The following is a 21,344-nucleotide window of genomic DNA, read 5'->3' as shown; positions in this document are numbered from 1 at the left end:
ATACCCGTAAAAGCATAGACGTCCGGTAGCTTTACTTACAAGTTATCCTTGGGCAATTGTTACAGAACAAAATCAAGGTACGTATCCGGGTTAACCACGTTCATCGACGCGTCGGGGTAAGCCGCCTGAAAGCCTTTGGGAAACCGAACGGTATTCGTATGCCACTTCATTTCGAACGCTTGTAACGCCCCATCTTTTTCCTCCAGCCAATCAAGCTCCTGCTGATCATATGTACGCCAGAAATAAGTCGAAACGTGCGTTCGACGATAAGCGTTGCGTTTTACCCGTTCGGCTATCAGGTAGTTTTCCCACAGCGCTCCGATATCGTTCCGTTTGTCGGGCCAGGCGAAGTTGTTGATTAATGCATTGCGAATGCCATTGTCAAAGAAATACCACTTTGAGGATTTGGTTACCTCCTTTCGCAGGTTGTTGCTATAGCCACCCAGTCGAAAAATGATAAACACCTTCGTCAGTAGGTCGAGATATCTGACGACTGTGTTGCGATCAATTTGCAGTTGACGGCTAAGTTCATCATACGATACTTCGCTGCCTACCTGATGCGCGACGAGCTGAAGTAATTGCAAAATCTTAGTAGCATTCCTCACCTGCTCGAATAACAGAATATCTTTCAGCAGATACGACGAAACCATACTCTTCAAATAATCAATGCGATCATCGTTTTGATCCATCTGAACGATATCCGGGTAACTACCAAACACGAGTCGTTCGGGAAGATTAGCACGGGTTTGCAGATAGGTTTCGGTTTCCGCCAGTTCGAGTTGTGCCAATGGGTACAAGGTGTAGGTAAGTTGTCGACCTACTAAAGGTTCGCCCGTGCGATTCGTCAGTTCAAACGCCGATGAGCCAGTCGCAAAAATCGTTAACTCAGGAAAAGAGTCGATTAGTAATTTGAGCGATTTGCCTACCTCCGGGATTACCTGCGCTTCGTCGATGAGCAGTAGCGTGGTGTTGCCTAGCCAACGCTTATAACTCGCTACCCGTCGGTCTGCCAGTAATTCGGTTGTAGCCAGGTCGTCGCCGTTAAGTATCAACTGCTGACCATCGAATGACTCCGCTAATCGATTCATTAAAACGGTCTTCCCAACGCGTCGAGCTCCAATGAGCGTAACAACTTTGTTCGACTGTAGCTGGGCGCGAAGCGTATCAAACAAATACCGGTGAATAAGCATAAAACTAATTTGGTTGAATCAATTCAACGAATTAACGTTAATTCGTTGAATTGATTCAACCAAATTGTACTAATTGGGTAGCTACCCCAGACTCACCAGTTCTTTCAGTTCGTCGTCGTTGAGGTCACCCAGCCAGGTTTCGCCGGTTTTGACGCTGAGGTCGGCCAGTTCTTTTTTGCTGCGGATCATCGCGTCGATTTTCTCTTCCAGCGTTCCCTGGTTCATCAGTCGGTACACCAGTACATTCTTTGTCTGACCAATGCGGAAGGCCCGGTCGGTCGCCTGCGCTTCGACGGCGGGGTTCCACCATAAGTCATAGTGAATGACATGGTTCGCCTGCGTCAGGTTCAGCCCGGTACCACCCGCTTTGAGCGACAGGATAAACGTGTGATCGGATCGATTTTTCTGAAACTGCTCGACCATCTGATCGCGTTCCGAGCGGGAGTTGCCGCCGTGCAGGAACAGCGGCTGTTGCCCAAACGCCTGCTGAATAAATTGCTGAAGCAACTCGCCCATTTCGCGGTACTGCGTAAAAATCAGTACTTTCTCGTGGTTGGCGTAGATCGTTTCGAGCAGGTTGAGCAATAGTGTTGCCTTGCCCGATAACGACGGTGTGCTGTCGCCTTCCTTGAGGTACTGACGCGGGTGATTGCCGATCTGCTTCAGCGCCGTCATCAGCTTCAGGACCAGACCCCGCCGGGCGATGCCGTCTTTCTCTTCGATAGCCCGCATACTTTCCTCCACGACACCCTGGTACAAAGCCGCCTGATCGGTCGTCAGCGAACAGTACTGGTTGTTCTCGATTTTGTCGGGTAGGTCGCCGATGATCGTTTTGTCGGTCTTGACGCGCCGGAGCAGAAACGGACTTGTCACCCGCCGGAACTGATCGAGTTTTTGCCGGTCACGCTCCTGCTGAATCGGTTTGCCAAACTCTTCGTTGAACTTAGACAGTCCGCCCAGATAGCCTTTGTTTACGAAGTCCATGATGCTCCAGAACTCCGACAGTCGGTTTTCAACGGGCGTACCACTGAGCGCAATGCGAATCGGTGCTTTCAACGCCTTGACGGCTTTCGTTTGTTCGGTATCCGCATTTTTGATGTTCTGCGCTTCGTCGATGATAACCACCGCCCAGGTCGTTTTCTTGAGCGATTCCAGATCGGAACGAACGACACCGTAAGTCGTTAGCAGAAGATCGTAGGCCGCGTCGTTGGGTAGCTTGCGCCCGGAGCCATGGTAGACGTGCGGACGCAGATCTGGGGCGAAGCGGGCTATTTCTTTCTGCCAGTTGGTCAGCAGAGTTGTCGGTAACACAACGAGCCCTTTCTGCTTTTTGAATCGGCCTTCCTGCTTGAATTTCAATAGCAACGCAATGATTTGCAGCGTTTTCCCCAGCCCCATGTCATCGGCCAGTAGACTGCCCATACCGAGGGCGGTATTCTTGATCAGCCAGTCGTAACCACGCTGCTGATAGGGTCGTAGGCTAGCGTTCAGCGAGTCGGGTAAGGGCTGCGCCTGCGAATCGGTAAACTGACGTATAATCTCCCGTACGTCGGGTGGAATACCGAGTCGGCCCCCTTTGTATTCTTCCGATAAGGCCGCGCGGAGCAGATCAGACCCGGTCAGTTCGGGGGGCGTTTCGAGCTGCTTGTACAGTTTTGTCAGGTCGTTGGCGTCGATCAGTACGTATTGGTCTTTGATTTTGACCAGTCCCGTCGAGTTGTTGACCAGTTTCTGAAATTCCTTTACCCCGACCATCTCGTCGCCCAGCGCAATCTGCCAGTCGAACGTCAGCATGTCATCGAGTCGCATAAAGGCATTACTGGCCGTGACTTTCGCTTTGGCCCGCAGCCGCCCGCCCGCCGATGGCCGTACCCAGTGCCGGAGCGATTTGGGGAGTAGCAGCGAGATACCGAGCAACTGCATCCGGGGCAAGGTGTCGAGCAGAATCTTGACGAAGTCGTCGGGTTTGTAGTACAGATACGGGTCGCCGTCGGCTTTGGTCAGCTGAGCCAGGTCGGGGAAGTGGCGCGACAGGACCAGTAAATCCTGCAACACCGCCATGCGAATACCGGCGTGGGCTTTGTCGCGCAGAATGTCCGACAGTGGTATGGGCGGAACAACGGCCGGCGTCGCAGCGGCTTTTTTCGACGTTCGGGCCGACTTCTCGGCAGGGGCCGTCGTGGCGGGTTTGGCGTCGTTGTCGCGGATCAGCAGACTAACCCGGAATTCTTCACCCAACTCACTATCTTCTACTGCCAGTACGGGTACGAATCGTTTGTGAGTCAGGAAGAAATCATTGAGCCAGAGTTGCATGGCCAATGGCATCTCCCGTTTGCCGAACCCTTCGAACCGGACGGTCTCGACGCCGAAAAACAAGCGGTCGGCATCTTCCAGTGGCCAGCGTTCCCACAACTCGACGGTAGCGTCGTGAACGGTCGGCCGCATTAGTAGCGAGCACAGCATCAGCGTCTGTTCCCGACCGGTGAAGGCCAGCCATTCTTTCTGCCAGCGCATCGTCAGCAGGAGCGGAGGCAGTTGCAGCGCCAGCAAATCGGTTTGCGTTCGTACCGCATCATTCAGCGTGGCTGGCAGCCACCGCACCCGGTATTGATCTTCTTTTACGCCAAGGCACAGCAGCTGCGGTACGACAGCCCCCCGACGCAGCAGTGCGTTGGAAAACTGATGCGCCAGGTACAGCGCCCGCACCGAATCGCTCATCTCGGCAAAATCGGCTTCGGTCAGCGTGTCGAGCCAGTCGGTCAGGTCGCTGATGTCGTAGTCGGCGAAGGCCCGCTGTTCGCCGTGTTCGGAAAACACACCGACCTTCTTTACTTCCATCAGCTCATCGAGTTGCAGTTCGATGCTGTCGCTGGGGTGTGGTGTCTCTGGCTTATCGGCCGATGCAGTGCCCGGCTTGACTACCGTCTTCGGCTTTCGTCCGCGCGTAGCTGGTGCCGCGTTGGTGACCTTCGTCTGCTCGGTAGCGGCTCGCCCAAACAGGGCGTAAGACCGGGTAAGTGACTTTAGGAAGTCGCTTTTGGTGAACGTGACATCGGGTTGCAGCAGGTTTAGCAGTTGCTCCGACAGGGTAGGAATGGTTGCGAAGTCGAGTTGCTTACGCGCGTCGGTATCGGGATGCCAGTCCTCGTCGTCGGGCAGGTCGTCGGTCCCTAACTCACGCAGGAGCAGTACGCTTTCCATCCCGCCCGCCAGCACGTCGGCCTGCTGATTTTTGAGTTCTTCCAGTATGTCGAGCCCTTTCAACTGAAAGACTAGAAAGGGATTGCGGTCGATCTCGTTGGCGATGATGTAGACGACCGCTGCCAGGTGCTTGCAGGGAACAGCATAGTCGGGGCAGGAGCAGCCCATTGCTAGGTCGTCAAACGAGGCCGGGAATAGGTGAATCGACCGCGATTTGGCAAACTGCACCAGTTCTTCCGGCAACTGCCGGTTGAGCAGCTGGGCGAGGATAGCCGGATTGTTGCTGAGTTCGGTCAATAAGGCTTCTTTTTCCGCACTCATCAGGAGCGGTACCGTCAGCTTCACCTTGTACGGTCGTGGCTTCGTGCCCTTTACCGACGCGCTAATCTGGTTGGTATCGATCTTCAGACCCTGCACGGCCCCCTTGTTGGCATAGGTTTTACCACGGGGAAGCCGACTTTCTTCATCAATCTGGGCCAGGGCGTTGAGCCACTGCTGCCCCCACCAGGTTTTGCCGTAGCTAATGCGTTCGGCCATAGAGTCCTAAGTTTGGTGTTGTGTATGGCAAAGATACTAGTCAACAACGCGTGCCGAAAAAGACCAGTATGTCCGTATCAGTTGTAAACAACTTTTGGATTAACATTGCTACATGGCACGCGATTTATTTCATCAATTAGTAAGGGACGCGCTTGAGGCCGAAGGGTGGCGGGTTACGCATGACCCGCTAGTGTTACGTGCCAGTGGCTTACGACTGGAAGTGGACCTGGCTGCCGAACAAGTCTTTGCCGCCGAACGGGGAACAGAGTATATTGCTGTAGAAGTCAAAAGTTTTCTGGGCCAATCGAAGCTAAACGACTTTTACACAGCAAAGGGACAATACGATGTTTATCGACGTGCCCTAAGCAAAGGTGACCCGCTACGGAAGCTTTATCTGGCGGTCGATACGCAGATTTTTGACTCGTTTTTTCAAAAGGCGTTGATTGCTGAGATGATTGAAGCAGATTCGATTTCGGTTCTGGTTTATGATATAGATACAAAGCGAATTACGCAATGGACAAGCAGATAAAGGCCTATCGCCAGATCATCATTGATCTGCTACAAAACTATATGCATCTGCCAGCGGTGAACGTTGAGAACGATGATGTGGAGGAACAACTGATTGTCGATGAACAACGGGATCATTACCAGGTATTGGCAATAGGTTGGGAGAATGGGAAACGCGTATACTACCCGGTCTTTCATCTGGATATTCGTGATGGGAAAATATGGGTACAGGAAGACGCTACCGACAGCCGTATAGTCGACCAGTTGGAAAAAGCGGGCGTTCCGAAGAATAACATCGTACTGGCATTTATGGCTCCATACAAACGATCATTCACTGATTACGCCGTCGCGTAAGGCTAGCTACGTCAGCCATTTCTCGATAAACGTCGCTTTGTCGCTGTCACAGACGTTACAGGTGTAGCTCGTTGATAACTGCTCGAAAGCAGTGCCGGGCACGATACCCCGGTGCGGTTCGCCGTACTGCGCATCGTACCGACTCAGACAGAATGGACATTCGTGTATTTGCCGGGCAGGCTGCTCAACGGGTTTGTCGTCAACCGATAGGTCGGGTAGGAGCGGGGCCGTCAGTCGCTCGTAGTACGCAAGGGAAAGCTGGCGGATCGATTCGGTAAGCTGCGTAAGCGGCTGACTCCTGGCGACCAGCACATACTGATCGTTTGTCGTCGAATGACCGGCTCGCTGGTAGATGTCGAACGATTCGGGACTACCGTTTTGCTGAATCACGACCTGGGCGGCTGCTTCTGAAAACGGTACGTTGATGGCGAAACTTAAGCCGTCGGTGCGAACATCGGTGTCGTCTAACTGGTGCAGAATCTGGTTTTTCAGCGCGATGGCCTGGGTGTCGTTGTTCGGCAGTTGCCAGTTCAGTTGCCAGGCCGGTACGTTGGTGCGGATACCGAAGCGACCCAGCAGCCGGTCCCAGGCGGGGCGGTCGGCGTCGCGAATTTCCTTGATGAGCAGCGTCTTGTACGGCGTCAGATAGAGTTGTCCGACGCGCGTTTCCCGGCAGAGGTCGCACAGGGCTTCGATAAAGGCCAGCGGGAAGGTAAACGACTTCCGAAACAGCCCCAGCCAGTAGTTGCCCGACGGTCCCCGGTGAAAACCTTCGTAGACCGGTATCGTGCTGTCGGGTAAGGTCATTTCCTGCGTCACGCGCCGGGTGTTGCCCTGAAAATCAGCCATGACTGCCCGATAGAAGGTATCGGCGGTAGCGCGCACTCCTGTATCGACGGCGTTCTGGAAATAATGCCTTTCGACCACCTGCACAAACGCGCCGATCGACTCGCTCTCCAGCAAAATTGGCCAGGCATACCGCCGAACGCTGCCCGAAGGCCGCAGCAACACATACCAGTAACCCGCTTCGGGCGATGCTACGACGTTGATATTCCCCGTAAACGGCGATACCAGCGTCTGGGCCCGATCGACAAGGTTGATTTTAAGCTTGGGCCGTATCGTACGAAACTGGGTAAGTATGTCCAGGTACACACCCGCCGTTAGCCAGGGGGTACCCGCAAACACGTCGGTGGCCGGCAAGGATGATACGATGTTCTGCGCCATTGGCTCGGTCTCGTCCGTCTGCAGTCCCAGTGCCTGAACCCGACGCGCAAGGTCTTCCCGAATCGTTTTCGACGGCGGGCTGAGCAGCAACTCCTGTCGGTTACTTATCTCCAGCGTCGTCAGGCCATAATCCTGCGCCCAGCCAGCCAGTTGGCGAAGGTCGTTGGGGGCCAGACTCCCCCCTTGCGTGAGAATGCGGAGACTCGTCATGGGTCAATATCGGTTCGCAGTTTATCGAACAATGTCGTATGGTCGTTGAATTGGTCTCGAATGGGCGCAATCAATTTGGCGATATTAGACGCTCATAGTTGCCTTCTTGCCGGCGCGGTCGAGGATGGCTTTAACTTCGGGTTTGCAGGAACCACAGCCCGTGCCGGCCCCGGTAGTCTGGCAGAGTTTACCAAATTCCGTAGCGCCACCTTTGATGGCATCGATCAGATTTCCTTCGCCGACGGTGTTGCACGAACAGACTAGCTTGCCCAGTACGGGCCTTGGTGCCTGCCCCGACCGTAGCAATGATAACCGTTTGTCCGACAGCTCGGTGCGGTTATGGATCAGGTCTTTGTATTCCAGAAACTCGTTTTTATCGCCGATTAGAATGGCTCCCACCAGCCGGTCGCGGTGGATGATACACTTTTTGTAATACCGTTTCGCTCGGTCGATGAACACCACTTCTTCATAGTCCCTAGCCCCCGCCGGTGCCGACGGCATACCCAGCGAACACAGGTTGAGTCCGTCCATTTTCAGAATGTTCATCGACAGGGTACCGGCATAGTGGTTGACCATGTCGCCGTTGAGATGCCGGGCGATTACCTCCGCCTGCTCCTCGGCGGCAGCGGTAATGCCCCATTGCTGCCCGTTCATCTCAGCTACCTCACCCGCAGCAAAAATGCTGGTATCCGACGTTTGCAGGTATTCATCGACGACAATCCCCCGGTTGACGGCCAGGCCTGCCGCGCGGGCCAGTTCCGTGTTGGGTTGTGTACCAATAGCAAACACGACAGCCTTGACCGGAATAGTCTGCCCGTTGGCCATGTGTACGCCTTCGACGGCTTCCTCACCGACATAGTAGCGGATGCTTTCGTTGTACAGAATGTCGATACCCCGGTCGGTCAGTTCCTGATAGAGTAGCTCACTGGCAATTTCATCGAGTTGACGGGTCATCAGGCGGTTTTCGCGCTGTACCACATACACCCGTACGCCAATTTCCCGTAGCGATGCCGCCAGTTCAAGCCCAAGCAGTCCCCCGCCGACAATCATACAGGGGTCGCCGGGTTGCAGCTGTTGTAGCAGGTCGTCGGCGTCATGGCGGGTACGCATCGTCAGTACGCCCTGCAACTGGGTTTTGTACTCGGCGGGCATAAACGCGCGACTGCCCGTCGTGAGCAGCAGTATGTCGTAGGCATGAACGGTACCGGTTGAATCGGTAATCGTTTTCGCGCTCCGGTCGATGGCGTCGATGCTGATGCCGGTGTGCAGTATCACGTTCAGATCCGCCACGGCGTCGGGCGTGAGCTTCACCAACTTTTCCCACGATTTGATGCCACTGACGTAGTCGGGTAGCATGACCCGGTTGTAAAACGGATTGATCTCCCGGCTAAACACGTGAATCTCGTCCTTGGTGTTCAGGGCGCGGTGGGCACTGACGAACCGCGTGGCCGCAGCCCCGGCCCCGACGATCAGAATGCGCCGGGCCGGTGCCGATACCCTGGCTACCTGCACGGCTGAAAACTTCAGGTCCGGTTCTTTCGAGATGGGGTCGTACAGCGAACTCGTGACGTTGTTGGCGCGGGCAAAGTCTTTGTTGAAGAGCTTGCCCCAGTGCATCGGCAGGAAGACGACACCCCGCCGGATGTCTTTCGTCAGTTTCGCATTGACCCGAACCTCGCCCCGGTGCCCCTTGATGACAACCGGATCGCCGTCCTCAATGCCGCGCTCGCTAGCGTCTTTCGGATGAATGTCCAGAAAAGGCTTTGGGATATGCGTGTTCAGCTTGGCGACCTTACCGGTTTTGGTCATCGTGTGCCATTGATCGCGGATGCGGCCGGTGGTCAGAATGAGCGGAAAATCTGGCGTGGTCGGTTCAGAGTGATTCGCGTCGGAGACCGTTTTGATCTGCGCCCGACGGTTAGGCGTGTAAAACTGATGGTCGGTAAAGAGCCGTTTCGTGCCGGTCGACTCAGCGGTCGGGACGGGCCATTGGATAGTGCCGCCCGTACGGAGCCGCTCATGACTCAGTCCTGTAATGTCGATGTTGGTGCCTTTGGTCAGCCGAACATGCTCATCATAGACCTGTGCCGGATGCGTGTAGGCGAAGGCGTCGCCGAAGCCCATTTTCTGCGCAAACGTCCAGATGATTTCGGCGTCGGGTTTGGCTTCGCCCGGTGGTTCGGCAAACTTGTTCAGGTACGATACCCGCCGTTCGGAATTGGTCATCGTCCCGATTTTCTCCCCCCAGCCAGCGGCCGGTAAAACCAGATCGGCGTAAGCGACGGTATCGGACCGATTAGAGATGTCCTGCACGACAACGAATCGGGCGTTTTGCAGCGCTTCCTCTACAATCCGTGAATCGGGCAGGCTGACCATCGGATTGGTGCAGACGATCCAGATGGCTTTCATCCGGCCGTCACGCAGGGCTGCAAACATGTCGGTTGCCGTCAGGCCGGGTTTGTCGGGGACGCTGTCGACACCCCAGAACGTAGCGATCTCCTGCCGGTGGGCGGGGTTGGCCAGGTCGCGGTGGGCCGAGAGCAGGTTCGCCATACCACCCGTTTCGCGACCGCCCATGGCGTTGGGCTGACCCGTCAGCGACAGCGGTCCCGTGCCGGGCTTGCCGATCTGCCCCGTGATGAGCGACAGGTTGATGAGCGAGACGTTTTTGTTGACACCGATGACGCTCTGGTTCAGGCCCATCGTCCACATGCTCATGAACCCTTTCGAGCGACCAATGTATTCGATGGCCCACTTCAGGTCTTCGAGCGGTATGCCACAAATGGAAGCCGCTTCTTTCAGGCTACGTTCGTGGACTTTCTCGTTGAACGCATCGAAGCCATCGGTATGGTTGTCGATGAACGCCTGATCGATAAGCCCCCGGTCGATGAGTCCGCGCGCGATGGCGTGGTAGAGCGTGACATCGGTGCCGGGCTTGATTTGCAGGTGCAGGTCGGCCATGACGGCGGTCTGTGTCCGGCGCGGGTCGACAACGATCAGCTTGAAATCGGGGAAAGCGGCTTTCCGGGCTTCGACACGCCGAAAAATAATGGGGTGGCACCAGGCCGGATTCGCTCCCGCTACCAGCAAGGTGTCGGCCAGGTCGATGTCTTCGTAGGAGCAGGGTACCGAATCTTCGCCCAGCGTCTGTTTGTAGCCGACTACGGCCGACGACATACACAGCCGGGAATTGGTGTCGAGATTATTGGTGCCCAGAAAGCCCTTCGTCAGCTTGTTAATCAGGTAATATTCTTCAGTCAGGCATTGTCCCGATGCATAGAAGCCGACCGAGTCAGGACCGTACTTGGCAATGATCGACGTAAATACGGCAGCTGCCCGGTCCAGCGCATCGTCCCACGACACCCGTTCGAGCGGCATACTCCGGTTGTAGCGCATCTGCGGATACAGCAACCGATCCGACTGATCCATAACCGTGTAATGCAGGTTCATGCCCTTTGAGCACAACAGGCCTTTGCTGCCGGGATGATCGGGGTCGCCCTGTAGTGTCAACTGACCGTTGCGGTCTTTATCAACCAATACACCGCAGCCGACACCACAATACGAGCAGGTTGACTTTACCATGAGCAATGCTGTCTGAACGACCCCCAACCCCCTGAAGGATGGGGCAGTTAAGTTCTTGATTTGATACTATTAGAAACCAAATTCACTTCAACACATCTACCCCCCAGCCCCCTAAAGGGGGAGCATTCCGTAAAGAAACCACTCCCCCTTTAGGGCTAACCTTGTAGGGGTTTTGAGCCTTCAAAACCGAGCACTTCGCAAAGGAGCTTTTTTACCCCTAAATCCCCTGAAGGGCGGTCGGCCGCTGCCGGACTTTTTCTAAGTGCGAGTAAAGTCCCCTTCAGGGCAGGGCTGTTAAGTTCTGTTCCGCCCTACCCCCCAGCCCCCTAAAGGGGGAGCATTCCACAAATGAAGTTCACCCCCTTTAGGGGGCGGGGGGTATAGTTAGCCGAAGGAAATTTGGACACTACCAGCGTTAAATCAAGAACTTAACAGCCCTGCCCTTCAGGGGATTTAGGGGTAAAAAAGCCTGTCCATAAAGTCAGTTAAGTACAGGACGTGAAACCCCTACAAGATTAGCCTTTAGGGGGCTGGGGGGTAGATGTGCCAGAACTTAACAGTCCTATCCTTCAGGGGGTTGGGGGTGGAATAAATCAATTAATCTTACGCAAATTCGACAACTGGTTCGGGTACGGGCTTCTTCTCGAAGCGGGTCACGGCGACGACCATCGCGACAACCGCTACGGCGATACCGATGTAAAGAAACGCCTGTCCGTAGCTGATGCTTTCCGACTTGAACAGGAAGCCCGCCAGCACACCCCCGACGTTACCCCCCGCCCCGACGATACCGCTGACGGCACCCACAGCCCGCTTATTCACGAACGGTACGATGGCGTACGTAGCACCATTGGCCATTTTCAGGAACATGGCAAAACCCAGCATCACGGTTACGGCGAGGGCAATGCTGCCTGTCTGGGAAAAGAGCATGATACCCAGTCCTTCGAGCAACAGCATGGTCGCCAGTAGAATGCCTTTGCCCCGCATCCCGTGTTTAGCGCCAACCTTGTCGGCTACGATACCACCCAGTGCACGGGCAAAAATGTTCATGAACCCGAAGATACCCGCCAGTAAGCCGGCTGTCGCCAGATCGAGTTTGAAGGTGTCGGTGAAGTAGAGGGCAGCTACGCCATCGAACGTAATTTCGATACCGAAGCAGGCACCGTAAGCCAGAAACAGCGCCCATACGCGCCAGTCGGCGGCAGCCTTACCAAAACTCACCGGATTGGCGTCGACCGTGTTGCTACGGTTGATGTCGGCGTAGTTACCCTCGGGCGTATCTTTCGTAAAGCGATAGTAGACAACCGCCATAACGAGCAGCATCACGCCCGGTACGAGCATCGCCAGCCGCCAGGCTTCGGGTTTGGTGTAGCCGGCAGCTACGAACGCACCCAGAATCAGCGGCATAACCATGTTCGTAACACCCCCACCGAGATTTCCCCAACCGCCGGCAACCGCATTGGCCGTTCCTTTGATCGTATCGGCAAACATGGCTGAGGTGTGAAACTGCGTGATGACGAACGACGCGCCGATAACACCAATCGCCAGCCGGAACCAGAGAAACGATTCGTAGCTGTGCGACAGGCCGATGCCCAGTACCGGAATTGCCCCCAGCACCAGCAGACCAGTGTAGGTAATGCGTGGGCCGATGGTATCGCATAGACGGCCTACGATCAGGCGGGCAAACACCGTGATCGATACGGCTGCGATGATGGCATTGCCGATCTGTGGTTTGGTCAGGTGTAAATCTTCCCGAATGATGGGCATCAGCGGGGCAATACCGAACCAGCCGAAAAAGCAGACAAAGAAGGTTAGCCACGTGATGTGGAAGGTGCGCATCTGGATACCCGATGCGGAGAAGATCGTAAGCTTGGAGAGTTTACCAGTCGCCATGGATGTAGCCGGTTGTATGGATGAATCAGGAGAAAAATTATCGTCGACGCGGCCGGTGCCGGTCGGTATGATGCGGTAGGTGTTTCGTAGACGCAGGTGCGTTTAGAAGCGCAGGTTGACCATCAGGTACGCCCAGGTCGCCGTCTTCCTGGGATCGGCCACGCTCTTTGCAGCGGCCATGGCGTCGGTAGCGTTGAAGACGCAATAGCCACCTTCCAATCCAATCTGTTTCGTTATGGTATAGTACCCAATCAGATCGTACTCCTGGCCGAACGAAGGATTGTTCATCTCCACCTTATCCAGCCCGATAATCGGGTTAGTACTGGTGAACTGGTGCGTGTCGAAGGTGACGGTGAACCGGTCGAGGGGTTTGTAGCGTAGTTTCAGGTACATGTCTGACAGACCGCCCGTGCCGAAACCATCCGCGACGTAGAAATAATCCATGTAGCCCCAGTGCTTGTGCGGGGTACCGTACAGCGGGTCGAAGCGGTGGCTGGTGCCGGTCGTGTTGCCGGGGTTGTTGCCGCTGCTGTGGTCGATCCCGCCGAGCAGGGTAGTACGGCTGGTCGTTGCGTACGACAGTACCAGCGAATAAAACGTGGCACTCAGATCCCGGCCGTCGCGGTACTTGCCGCCCTGGTAATACGCTTCGGCTTTCACCCCCAGCTTCTTGACCTGCGCATTGACGTAGGCACCCGCCGTCACCCGGCTCCAGGTCGCGTCGGAGTAGGTTGTCGTGGCAGCCACCGTGCCGCTGGTGGGCGTGGTGGTGTACTGGCTGAAATCATCTTTAATGGCCAGCAGCGAGAAATTACCCGCCGAAAACTTACGACCCAGATACACGAACTGGAGTGATTTATAGTCGGTGCCGATGCCGTTGGTACCGGCTGCGTAGGTAGTTGGTACCCCGTTGTACACCGTTCCGGATTTCTGTTCGCGGTTCTGATTGTACGCAACGCCACCGTTTAGCATCCAGCCGTTGTTGGCCCATTTCAGCAGGGCCATATCGTGCCGACGTCCTTGCTGAAGCCAGTCGAGGTTACCCAGTAAGCGTACGTCGTCCGTACACCAGCTCCTGCCGACCGATTTTAAGCGATAACTCTTTGCCGAGCCTGGTCTGACTGGTGTCGAGCAGGCTAAATTCACCCCAGGCTTCGTGGAGCATCAGGCCGTTCAAGTCGGCAGTGGTCGTTCGGTTTACGGTCGACGCATCCTGTCCCCAGACTCGTACGTCCTGAAGGGTCGCAAACGCTTTGATTCGGTAGCCGCTGTAGCCCGCGCTGATACGCGTTCGCTGCGATGTGAAAAAAGCGGGCGTGTCGCCCTCTCTCAATGGGGAGCCCTGCCCGTTTCGGTATTCGGTTCGCGTACGAAGCCGACCGCTAAACGTAAACTGGGCATTCGCCGTTGTTACGAGCAGTCCCGTTAAGGCACAAACGCTTAGAATCGTTTTGTGCCGTATGAAAAAGTCCATACATTTGACTTGGTTTAACTGTGGAACACGAAAGAAGGTAAACCACTTGCCCCGCTAGGACCGCCATCCTGTCGGGGCTTTCTATTGCTATTGATCAAACCGCCATTAGATCGATAGAAACAGCGTAAGTAATCTGGTGTATGTACTGTGCCGGCTACAGGAACAGAGAATAATGAACTAAGTATTATTACTAAGTACTTGTGTTGCTATTGACAGAATAAAAGTAGGTATTTTTTCTAGTATTCAATAGTAAATAGCTGTATTTGTGAAAAAAATAGGCACTAAATTTCGATAAAAGACCGTATTCAATTTAAATAATTTGGTTTTTTATAAAAAAAGTACAGTTGGGAAAAATACTTAGTAGATTGGCGTAGCCGCTGCGATGGAACGCATCGCTGACTGCGTTGCTACGCTTATGGGCACGTAGACTTGCACGGTAGTGCCGGCACGCGGTCGGGTGAGTAGCCGAAAGCTACCGTCCAGTAATTTGGCGCGCTCCCGCATGTTGTGCAACCCTTGCGAACGTACGGCCGCTGGGAAGGAGTAGTCGAAACCGCAGCCGTCGTCCTGAATGCGTAACTGTAGTTGATCGCCACGCCAGTTCAGGCTAACCAGTATACGGCTGGCATCCGCGTGTTTGGTGGCGTTGTTGATGGCTTCCTGGGCAATACGGTACAGGCCGATTTCAACGGCTGGGTTGAAGCGGGCGTCGACCAGCTTCGTCTGCAAGCTTACTTCGATACCCGTCTGTTCGTGCTGCTGTTCGGTAAGCAGGCGCAGGGCGGCCAGCAGCCCGAAGTCGCTCAGGACGGGTGGCATCAGGTTGTTGGATACGTGCCGCGTTTCCTGAATGATGCGTACCAACAGTGTTTTCAGTTTGCCAAACGTGGTCTGATCGGTAGGGGGCAACTGATCGATCGACCGGACGTTTTCGGACAATAGTTTAGCGCCGGTGAGCATCTGCCCGATACCGTCGTGCAGTTCGCGCGATAGCCGGCGTCGTTCTTCCTCCTGCCCCTGTACTACTGCCGACAGGCGTACGCGCTGTTCGGTGAGCTGCTGTTTGTGGCGCAGGGCCGTCTCATGCATCAATTGTTGCTGCGCCAGTTTCAGCGACTGATTTGTGCGTTGCAAGGCTTCGTTAGCCTGCGCGGCCTGTTGGTGAGCGGCTGTCAATCGGTCGACGGCTTCGCGAATCATCCGAACCGCCGGACTAAAAATGAGTAGTGCTTCCAGCACCAGCACGACCAGCGTAATCAGTAGCAGCCAGTTTTCGATGGTCCGTAGCCGCTCGACTTTCTGTTCGGCTTCGCGGCTGTATTGCCGGACAATGGCGTCCATCCGGTTGAGAAACAGCGTGTCGTGGGTCAGTAGCGTCTGGATAGCCGCCTGTTCGGCACGGCTGTCACGGATCGGTTGGCCAGCAAGCGTAAGTAGACGATGCGCCTGATCCCGGATAGTCCGGAAGTGGGGGTCTAGCTGTCGGAATAGTGTCTGAACGGTGGGGCTGTTGGGTACAGTCAGGCCAAGATCGGTGAGGTGGCCACTCATCAGTTCCTGGTGAAAGCGCTCCCACCGGGCCAATAGCTGCCGCTGCGTCTGGGCCAATGCGTTTACTGACGCAGCAGGGATTGCCTGACTCGTCATCAGCAAGGCATCTTTAACGATCTGCTGACTCTGGAAACGCTGCCGACCGGCGTAATTCAGCACGTAAGCGTCGCTGGTTTGCCCGTCGAGCTGTCGGTGAATCAGGAACTGCCCGCAGATCGTCAGACCCGCCACCAGTGAGAGGGCTACTATATACCGTCGTGTAAACCGCGTCGTGACCATAGGGATATGACAAAAAAGTGTACCAGTAAACCTGCCTACTGCTGTCGAAATCAGGCAATTGATCGTCAGGCGGTGCTAGTCACACCGCCTGACCAACTTACAAACCAACATACACCATACCGGCCTCGACCCGAACGGGATACGTCTCGATCCGGTAGTCATCGCCGTTGAGATTTTCACCCGTGCAGAGCGAAAACGTCTTCTTGTGATACGGGCAGGCCACCTTAGGCTCCCCGTTCTGATCGCCCGTCAGGCCGCGCGACAGAATCATCTGCATCTTGTGCGGACACATGTTCTGACAGGCGTACCACTCGCCCGTGTGGCTGAAGTTGAACACAGCAATCTGGCGTTCACCAATTTTTACGCAGGCTCCCCCATCGGTAGGAAAGGCGCTGATCGGAGCGGCAACGTGCCAGCTCAGGGTTTCGGGTGTTTCGAATTCAGTTACCATCGTGTTGGGGAAGAAAGGGAGTTACCAGTTTGCGGGTTGCTGCTGCCCCCGTCCGTTCGGGACAAACGCCAGGGTATCGTCGGTGTCGCTGGCATTGACGAAGTGCCGGTATTGCCCGCGCAGGTCTTCGTCGTCGACTACCGATTTCCATTCGCACTGATACGTGGCGACGGCATAGTCCATTTCGCGCTCGAACTGCTCGTTCAGGCCGAGTACGTCGTCGATGACCACGCTTTTCAGATACGCCATGCCGCCCTCCAGCTTGTCGAGCCAGGGAGCCGTTCGCTGGAGCGGCTCTGCCGTCTTGATGTAGAACATCAGGAAACGGTCGAGGTAGCGAATACAGGTTTCACGGTCGATGTCGGTAGCCAGCAGCTGCGCGTGTCTGGGGGTTACGCCCCCGTTACCGCAGACATACAGGTTCCAGCCTTTCTCGGTGGCAATGATGCCGAAGTCTTTACTCTGCGCTTCGGCGCACTCGCGGGCGCAACCCGACACGCCACTTTTCAGCTTGTGCGGTGAGCGCAGCCCCTTGTAACGGTTTTCCAGTTCGACGGCGAAGGCGACTGAATCCTGCACACCGAACCGGCACCAGGTCGATCCGACGCAGCTTTTTACGGTGCGCAGCGATTTGCCGTAAGCATGACCACTCTCAAAACCAGCGTCGATCAGTTCTTCCCAGATGTAAGGCAACTGGTCGACACGAGCCCCAAACAGGTCGATCCGTTGGCCACCCGTAATCTTACAATAGAGGTTGTACTTTTTAGCGACTTCGCCCAACACGATCAGCTTATCGGCCGTGATTTCGCCACCCGCGATGCGGGGAACTACCGAGTAAGTGCCGCCCCGCTGAATGTTGGCCAGATACCGGTCGTTGGTATCCTGAATAACTGCCTGTCTGGCAACCAGTTGATTGTGTACGCTGGCCAGTACCGACGCAACGGCGGGTTTACACACTTCACAGCCGCAGCCTTTGCCGTACTGGGCCAGTACCTCGGCGTAGGTCGTCTGTCCGTTGATGCGCACCAGGTCATAGAGTTCCTGCCGGGTCAAGTCGAAATGTTCGCACAGTACTTTCCGGACAATCTTGCCCTGCGCCTTTAGCGTTTCGGTAATCAGGTCGTTCAGCATCGGTACGCAACCGCCACAGCCTGTACCGGCTTTCGTACATTTCTTAATGGCCAGGATGTTGGTCGCGTCTTTCTCCGTGACGGCCGTGCAGATCGTACCTTTCGTAATGGCTTCGCAGGAGCAGACCGTAGCCTCGTCGGGCAGCGCCATAACGCCCGCACCCGCCGATGACGTGTCGCCTTTGCGGGCGGGCAGCAGCATATCTTCCGGCGTGGGTGGCAGTACCATGCGGTTCTTGCTTGTTTGCAGCAGCATGTTATACGCTTCCGCGTCGCCTACCAGAATCCCACCAAGCAAATGTTTGCCGTCTTCAGTGATGTTTAGCCGCTTGTAGACGCCCGCCAGCCGATCTTCCCAGACAATGGTCCGGTGCGGAATCTGCTCGCAGAACGGATCACCGAAGCTCGCTACGTCGACACCGATCAGTTTGAGCTTGGTCGACATGTCGAAGCCCGCAAACGTTTTGGCCGACATACCGGTAAGAAGCTGGGTAGCCACGATGTCGGCCATGTCGTAGCCGGGCGCTACCAGGCCGTAGATCATGCTGTTGTGCAGCGCGCACTCACCGATGGCGTAGATGTCGGGGTCGGATGTTTGCAGCAGATCGTTGACCAGAATCCCGCCCCGTGGTCCGACGGCTAGTCCACTTTGCCGGGCCAGTTCGTCGCGTGGTTTGATACCCGCCGAGATAACGACCATATCGGCTTCCAGCACTGACCCATCGGCAAAGCGCAGCCCCGTTACGCGATCATAGCCTTCAAACTCCGCCGTGTTCTTGCTCAGGTGGATACGAATACCCAACTCTTCCATTTTCTGGCGAAGCATGGCCCCGCCCGCTTCGTCGAGTTGCCGGGGCATCAGCCGGGGCGCAAACTCGACCACGTGCGTTTCCAGGCCCATGTCGAGGGCCGCTTTGGCCGCTTCCAGCCCCAGCAGGCCACCCCCGATGACGACGGCACGCGTTGCCCGTTTCCCCCAGGCTAGCATGGCTTCGAGATCCTCGATGGTGCGGTACACGAAAATACCGTCTTTCTGCACGCCCGGTACCGGCGGTACGAACGGAGCCGAGCCCGTAGCCATAACCAGCGTGTCGTAGGCGACGACCTGACCAGTATGCGTCGTTACGGTCCTAGCTTCCCGGTCGATGTGCGTGATACACTGACTGGTGCGCAAGTCGATGCTATTGTCGGCGTACCAACTGGCTGGTGCCATTGCCAGTGCATCGGCCGATGTGCCGGAGAAATAGGCACTTAAATGGACCCGGTCGTAGGCTGGCCGGGGTTCTTCTCCGAATACGGTGAGGGAAAACTGACCGCCATCAGTTAGCCCCTCCTTCTGTCTGGCCAGTAGCTTTTCGCAGAACTTATAGCCAACCATGCCGTTGCCGGCGACCACAATGTTTTTCATAAAACAACGGGTTAAAGTGGAACACGTTTTTATAAGTACTTCTAAATTGTATTATTCAATTTCTATTTATGAAAATATGGCAAAACAAAGCCTATATAGATTAATATTTGCCTTTTGTTCTGTAAACTTATACTAAATTCTGAGTAACGAGAAAATTTTTCATAAATTTACTGAGTATTTATGCTTAGTAATAGTACTGTGTACTGGTTGCGTTACTCACTTGTGAACGATGAAAAAGCTACCCAAACTGACGCTGATTGGCGCGGGTCCCGGCGATCCCGAACTGATTACCTATAAGGCCGTCAAAGCACTACAAACGGCGGACGCTGTCTTATACGATGCGCTGGTGCACCCCGACATTTTGCTGTATGCCCCCGCATCGGCCGAGCTGGTCTACGTCGGCAAACGACCCTGGCAGCAGGGCAAGGGCGGTTGTGAATTTGCGCAGCAGGATATCAACCATCTGATCGTTCAGTATGCGCATAGTCACGGTCACGTCGTACGGCTCAAAGGGGGGGACCCGTTCGTATTCGGGCGGGGCTTCGAAGAACTGGTGTTTGCGCAGGATTGTGGCGTCGAAACGGCTGTTGTGCCGGGTTTGTCGAGCAGCTATGCCGTACCTGCCCTGGCCGGTATTCCGTTGACCTGTCGGGGTGTCAGCGAATCTTTCTGGGTACTGACCGGTACCACCAAAGCCCATCAGTTATCGGATGACGTCGCCGTAGCTGTCCGGTCGTCGGCGACACTGGTGGTACTGATGGGTATGAAACACCTGCCCAACATTGTCCAACTGCTGGCCGAAGCGGGGCGGGGCGACGAGCCAGTTGCCGTGATTCAGAACGGTAGCCGGCCCGACGAACAGGTGGCGCTGGCAACGGCCGATCAGATCGTCCGCACCGTGACGGACCGAAAACTAAGTAATCCGGCCATTATCGTGATTGGGGCCGTTGTGGCCCTGCATCCTGACTGGACGGTGGTCGATAAACGGGTTCAATTGGCAACCGCGCCCGTGCTGACCGCGACTAGTAGGTAGTCAGCCGTTATTGCTTTTATCACGCTATTCGTTCTCCCATACTGCCATGTCGACCCTTGATCTTACGCTTGACTCACCTGCTCAGACAGCTCTGGGGCGGGGCATCAAACACATCGGTATCGGTAAGTATGGTAGCAAGCCACTGCCCCCTGAGCTATTGGCGGAATGCCGGCGGGCGCTGGCCGATCCTGACTCGAACGCCTTGCAGCGGGGCGCTTTTCTGGGGGCGTTGCTGGCCAAAGGACCAACGGACGACGAAAAGACGCTGGAAGACACGATCGGTAAAGGCGCGTTCGATCATCAGACTTTTTTTATCAATAAAGTTTGTCCCGACTTGCCGGATGGGATGCTGCCCATCGCGACGAAGCTCGTTCGGGGGCACAACCTCCAGGTGAGCGAAGCCGAACAGCTTGGTGATTATCTGTTTAGCGAGGGCGACTGCGAAACATTTCGGGGAATGGCGGCCAGCATCATGCGGGTACGGCACGAAAGCAACGAAGAATATTACGGCCTGATGCGCGCTGCCGAACGGACCTACACGCCTGGTTTCGGACCCATCAGTTGCGCCGATCGCCCACTGGTGCAACTGGCCGAACCGTTCGACGGGGTCGAAAACAGTTACCTGATCACGCCACTGCTAGCGCAACTGATGCAGAAGCGCGGTTACGGAGCTGTTTCGGTTGTAGGACGGTCGGGTGGGCCCAAGTTCACGCTCAACGCGCTGGACCTGTACATGCACCTGGGCGTACAATTTCTCCAGAGTAATCACGAACTCGACACGCCCCTCGACGGCTACGGCTGGGTGCTCGATCAGAAAGCCCTGTCGCCCGCGCTGAACCGATGGGTCGATCGGCGACGGACGATTATCAAGCGGCCCTTTCTGGCGACGCTCGAAAAAGTACTGAATCCCTGTCATGCCCGCATCCTGGTTACGTCGGTCTTTCATATCACGTACCAGATGAAAATGGCCGAACTGGCTATGCTGGCCGGTTTCGACGCGGTAATGGTGCTGAAACGTGGGCTGGAGGGTAGTCTCGCTCCGTCGACGAGTCGGGCGTGTGGGCTGCTGTGCGCCGTACGAACGCGACAAGGGCCTTTGTTCTTTCAGCATTTCGAAGGCGACGCGCCGGGTTTTGCCGCGTACCGCACCGACAGCGAAACCGCCTACGAGCAGCCACAGGCCGCCGACAACGCCCTGTTGATTCGCCAGTTTATGAAGCAGGAGCAATCCGACGATCCAGACTTCGACAACCGGGTTCGCTACGCGCAGGCACTCTACGGGCGTGGCCTCGACTGGATTGAAAGTCAGCTTGCCTGACCGGA

The 21,344-nt window shown here is 55.6% G+C and carries 14 protein-coding genes; 4 read left to right on the top strand and 10 right to left on the bottom strand.

From position 1 onward, the window contains the following. Positions 1–59 precede the first annotated feature (59 nt). Both CLV58_RS15185 and CLV58_RS15180 read right to left on the bottom strand, forming a co-directional pair. Positions 60–1,190 (bottom strand): ATP-binding protein, encoded by a 1,131-nt coding sequence (locus CLV58_RS15185; RefSeq protein ID WP_106138683.1) that lies wholly within the window; start codon positions 1,188–1,190, stop codon positions 60–62. 81 nt (positions 1,191–1,271) lie between these two features. After that, the gene (locus CLV58_RS15180; protein WP_106138682.1) at positions 1,272–4,928 is read right to left on the bottom strand and encodes a DEAD/DEAH box helicase; all 3,657 of its coding nucleotides are present in this window, start codon (positions 4,926–4,928) and stop codon (positions 1,272–1,274) included. 112 nt (positions 4,929–5,040) lie between these two features. On the opposite strand from CLV58_RS15180, the gene CLV58_RS15175 reads away from it, so the two are divergent. Together CLV58_RS15175 and CLV58_RS15170 are read left to right on the top strand one after the other, a co-directional pair. Then, positions 5,041–5,457: an element excision factor XisH family protein gene (locus CLV58_RS15175; RefSeq protein ID WP_106138681.1), complete on the top strand. Its 417-nt coding sequence runs from the start codon at positions 5,041–5,043 to the stop codon at positions 5,455–5,457. Beyond that, positions 5,442–5,789 carry a XisI protein gene (locus CLV58_RS15170; protein WP_106138680.1) on the top strand — a complete coding sequence of 116 codons (348 nt, stop codon included), beginning with the start codon at positions 5,442–5,444 and terminating at the stop codon, positions 5,787–5,789. The genes CLV58_RS15175 and CLV58_RS15170 overlap by 16 nt, the downstream gene beginning before the upstream one ends. A gap of 6 nt (positions 5,790–5,795) precedes the next feature. Here the strand turns inward: CLV58_RS15170 and CLV58_RS15165 are convergent, their stop codons facing one another. The 8 genes from CLV58_RS15165 to nirB form a co-directional block, all read right to left on the bottom strand. Continuing rightward, a complete protein-coding gene (locus tag CLV58_RS15165) occupies positions 5,796–7,223 on the bottom strand; it encodes a rubredoxin (RefSeq protein WP_106138679.1) in 1,428 nt (475 codons plus the stop codon). Between the two features lie 84 nt (positions 7,224–7,307). Further along, positions 7,308–10,805, bottom strand: coding sequence for a nitrate reductase (locus CLV58_RS15160; protein ID WP_106138678.1), 3,498 nt, complete (start codon positions 10,803–10,805; stop codon positions 7,308–7,310). Positions 10,806–11,408: 603 nt separating this feature from the next. Beyond that, the gene (locus CLV58_RS15155) at positions 11,409–12,695 is read right to left on the bottom strand and encodes an MFS transporter (protein ID WP_106138677.1); all 1,287 of its coding nucleotides are present in this window, start codon (positions 12,693–12,695) and stop codon (positions 11,409–11,411) included. A gap of 102 nt (positions 12,696–12,797) precedes the next feature. Continuing rightward, entirely contained in the window at positions 12,798–13,700 is a 903-nt protein-coding gene (locus tag CLV58_RS15150; RefSeq protein WP_211300862.1) for an alginate export family protein, read from the bottom strand. Positions 13,701–13,734: 34 nt separating this feature from the next. Then, positions 13,735–14,169: an alginate export family protein gene (locus CLV58_RS28660; protein WP_211300861.1), complete on the bottom strand. Its 435-nt coding sequence runs from the start codon at positions 14,167–14,169 to the stop codon at positions 13,735–13,737. Between the two features lie 357 nt (positions 14,170–14,526). After that, positions 14,527–15,999 carry an ATP-binding protein gene (locus CLV58_RS15145; RefSeq protein WP_106138676.1) on the bottom strand — a complete coding sequence of 491 codons (1,473 nt, stop codon included), beginning with the start codon at positions 15,997–15,999 and terminating at the stop codon, positions 14,527–14,529. Positions 16,000–16,096: 97 nt separating this feature from the next. Beyond that, complete coding sequence (gene nirD / locus CLV58_RS15140; RefSeq protein ID WP_106138675.1) at positions 16,097–16,450, bottom strand: nitrite reductase small subunit NirD; 354 nt, start codon at positions 16,448–16,450, stop codon at positions 16,097–16,099. Between the two features lie 21 nt (positions 16,451–16,471). Continuing rightward, entirely contained in the window at positions 16,472–18,988 is a 2,517-nt protein-coding gene (nirB, locus tag CLV58_RS15135) for a nitrite reductase large subunit NirB (protein WP_106138674.1), read from the bottom strand. A gap of 229 nt (positions 18,989–19,217) precedes the next feature. On the opposite strand from nirB, the gene cobA reads away from it, so the two are divergent. Together cobA and CLV58_RS15125 are read left to right on the top strand one after the other, a co-directional pair. Next, complete coding sequence (gene cobA / locus CLV58_RS15130) at positions 19,218–20,021, top strand: uroporphyrinogen-III C-methyltransferase (RefSeq protein WP_106138673.1); 804 nt, start codon at positions 19,218–19,220, stop codon at positions 20,019–20,021. A gap of 46 nt (positions 20,022–20,067) precedes the next feature. After that, positions 20,068–21,339: an anthranilate phosphoribosyltransferase gene (locus CLV58_RS15125; RefSeq protein ID WP_106138672.1), complete on the top strand. Its 1,272-nt coding sequence runs from the start codon at positions 20,068–20,070 to the stop codon at positions 21,337–21,339. Positions 21,340–21,344: the final 5 nt, after the last annotated feature.

Source organism: Spirosoma oryzae (assembly GCF_003002825.1).
Classification (GTDB): Bacteria; Bacteroidota; Bacteroidia; order Cytophagales; family Spirosomataceae; genus Spirosoma; species Spirosoma oryzae.
Note: the sequence above shows the minus strand (reverse complement) of the source record. Positions and strands in the feature narration are given on the sequence as shown.